We start from the raw sequence: 2730 nt of genomic DNA on the forward strand, positions 1-2730 counted from the left end.
GCGCGCCGGCGCCGGGTCCTCAGACCGATCCGCGCCAGCCGCCCGTCTGGAGGCCACCGCGCTCCTCGATGAACGACTTGAACCGCTTGAGGTCGTCGGCCACCTTGCGCTTGACGAAGCCGAGCTTGTCGCCCGCCTGTTCCGTCAGCCCTTCGGGGGCGAAGTCCATCTGGAGCATGACCTTCGTCCGGGTCTCGTCGAGGCGGTGGAACGTCACCACGCCCGCCTGGCGGGCCTCGCCCTCGACCGTCGTCCACGCGACGCGTTCGTCCGGGATCTGTTCGGTGATGACGGCGTCGAACTCGCGCCGCACCCCGCCGATCTCGGTGATCCAGTGCGTGAGCGTGTCCGTGCGCTGCTCGATCCGCTCCACTCCGTCCATGAAGCGGGGGAACGTCTCGAACTGGGTCCACTGGTCGTACGCGGCGCGCACCGGGACCGCGACCTCGACCGACTCCTCCACCTGGGACATGGCGACACCTTTCTCTCGGACGGGGACGGTATCCCCGTCGGGGACGTGCTGCAGGGCTCGTGCGTACCGGGGCGGACAGGCCCGTCAGAAGCCGCCCATGCCTCCCGGGAAGCGCCAGGACGCGCGGTAGTACTGGTCGATCTCCTCGCGGTACTGACGGTCCGCGAGGTGCTTGTCGGAGACGAACTCGGGCGAGTCCTTGACCTGTTCCTTCGACAGGGCGAGGTGCAGGGTCTGCTGCTCCAGGTCGATGCGGGTCACCGCCCGCGCCGGGATGAGCACCTCCTTGCCGAAGATCCAGACGCCCGTGTCGACGACGAGGTAGGAGTCGTCCACCTCGTCGGAGTGCTTGTCCACCTTGCCGATGTGCCCGTCGGCGGCCTCGACGCGCCACCCGGTGAGGTCGGTACCCGCCAGGTGGCCGGACTCGGCACTGAAGGACCACAGATGGTCGGTCATCGCTGTCACTCCTCTGTCGCTGTGTTCGTGCAGGGCGCGGCGCCGGACGCGCGGGCCGCCTCAGAGCAGGTCACGACGGTCGTCGTCGGTGACCGTGGGCGCCACTGGCGGGACCACCATCCGACGGCGGCGCAGCACGCTGGTGTAGACGGCGGTCCCGAGCAGGCCGACGCCCATGAGGATCAGGCCGACCAGATCGAGGTCGACCGCTTCGATCTCCCAGTCGGTCGCGAACGTGAGGATCGCGCCGACGGCGATCATGATGATGAACAGTCCCAGACCCATGGCTGGTTGCTCCTCCCCTGCGGGTTGGACAGCGTCCGCGTACCCGGGTCTGCGGGGATCATTCCGCCGTCCTCTGAGACGGTCGGAACGGGTCGGTCCGGGCCCGTGGGCACGGCGAACCGCCGATTCGGCGTCTTCCAGGGGATGTTCATGGACGGAGGGGGCACGCGTTCAGCCGCGGGCCCGCGCACGACCGGCGGGCGGCGCACCCGATTCCCGGTCCGTCGGCAGCGGGCCGGCCACACCCCCCAGGGAGCCCCCGATGCAGCTCCGAGCAAGGCCCGCACATCCGGACGTCGCATGGACGGCCCGTACCGTCGCCGGGCGCTACCGGCTCGACCGTCTCCTGGGCCGGGGCGGAGCGGCGGACGTGTACGAGGCGCTGGACCTGCGGCTGCGGCGCCGCGTGGCGGTGAAGGCGTACCGGCCCGCGGGCGCCCGCCCGAACGACGCCCAGTGCGGCGATGAGGCCCGCTTTCTGGCCCGGATGCGCCATCCCGGTCTGGTGACCCTCTACGACACGGGCCGCGACGGGAGCCGGCCGTTCCTGGTGATGCAGCTCGTCCGGGGGACGACCCTGCGGCGGAGGATCGCCCGCGGGGTCCTCACGCCCGCCGAGACCTGCCGGACGGGGGCGGTCCTGGCCTCGGCCCTCGCCCATGTGCACGCCCACGGCGTCGTCCACTGCGACGTCAAGCCGTCGAACATCCTGCTGGACCGGTCGGAGGCCCCGCGCCTCACGGACTTCGGCATCTCCCGCTGCGTTGAGCGCGCGGACGACACCCCCGAGGGCACCCTCGTCGGCACCGCCTCCTACATGGCGCCCGAGCAGGCCCTGGGCCGTGGAACGGGACCGGCGGCCGACGTGTACAGCCTCGGCCTGGTGCTGCTCGAAACCCTCAAGGGCGAGGCGGAGTACGGCGGAGCACCACTGGAGGCCGCGCTGGCGCACCTGTACCGCCCGCCGGCGCTGCCGTCCGGTCTCCCGGCGGAACTCGCCCGCCTGCTCACGGCGATGACCGACCGCTCCCCCGAGGCCCGCCCGGACGCCGCCGCCTGCGCCCGGATCCTCACCGACCCGCGGACCGCGGGGCGCACCCCCACGCCCTCCGCCGCACCGCCGCACTCGGGCTCACCCTGACCGGCTCGCCGGGCAGCGCACCCGTCGGCCAGGCGGCGGACGGGACCCGGACGGCCGCCCTGACCGTGCCGCTCCCGTACGAGAACGACCTTCCCGCACACCGGTCCTGACTGGCCGTCAACAAAGGGGAAGTGTGAGACGGCCGCCCGGGGCAACACGGAGTGCCAGGACACGGACATCGGAGGAGAACCCCATGACCGCACTGCTGGACCGCATCAAGCGATTCGCCCGCAGCTCCCAGGGCCGTGACGCGGCGGCGTCCCTTCGCCGCGCCGCGGCCGACCCGCGCAGGCGCGCGCAGGCACGCCGCCTGTTCGGCAGGCTGCGCCATCGCTGACGCCCGCCCGCCCCTCACCGCCGTACGCCGGCGCCC

Annotated in this window: 5 protein-coding genes; 2 read left to right on the plus strand and 3 right to left on the minus strand. The window is 72.5% G+C overall.

Annotated features, from left to right (window positions below; all coding sequences use genetic code 11):
• Window positions 1-19: 19 nt before the first annotated feature.
• The 3 genes from CCN56_RS37665 to CCN56_RS37675 all read right to left on the minus strand — a co-directional run bounded on the left by CCN56_RS37665 (window position 20) and on the right by CCN56_RS37675 (window position 1216).
• Window positions 20-472, minus strand: coding sequence for an SRPBCC family protein (locus tag CCN56_RS37665; protein WP_086832186.1), 453 nt, complete (start codon window positions 470-472; stop codon window positions 20-22).
• Between the two features lie 84 nt (window positions 473-556).
• Window positions 557-931, minus strand: a complete 375-nt coding sequence (locus CCN56_RS37670; RefSeq protein WP_086832187.1) for a PRC-barrel domain-containing protein — start codon at window positions 929-931, stop codon at window positions 557-559.
• 60 nt (window positions 932-991) lie between these two features.
• Entirely contained in the window at window positions 992-1216 is a 225-nt protein-coding gene (locus CCN56_RS37675; protein WP_086832188.1) for a DUF6458 family protein, read from the minus strand.
• Between the two features lie 262 nt (window positions 1217-1478).
• Here CCN56_RS37675 and CCN56_RS37680 point away from each other — a divergent pair, with 262 nt between their 5' ends.
• Window positions 1479-2357, plus strand: coding sequence for a serine/threonine-protein kinase (locus tag CCN56_RS37680; RefSeq protein ID WP_086832189.1), 879 nt, complete (start codon window positions 1479-1481; stop codon window positions 2355-2357).
• 193 nt (window positions 2358-2550) lie between these two features.
• The gene (locus tag CCN56_RS43675; protein ID WP_179200135.1) at window positions 2551-2694 is read left to right on the plus strand and encodes a hypothetical protein; all 144 of its coding nucleotides are present in this window, start codon (window positions 2551-2553) and stop codon (window positions 2692-2694) included.
• Window positions 2695-2730: the final 36 nt, after the last annotated feature.

This window comes from Streptomyces sp. NRRL B-24572 (assembly GCF_002156145.1).
Classification (GTDB): Bacteria; Actinomycetota; Actinomycetes; order Streptomycetales; family Streptomycetaceae; genus Streptomyces; species Streptomyces vietnamensis.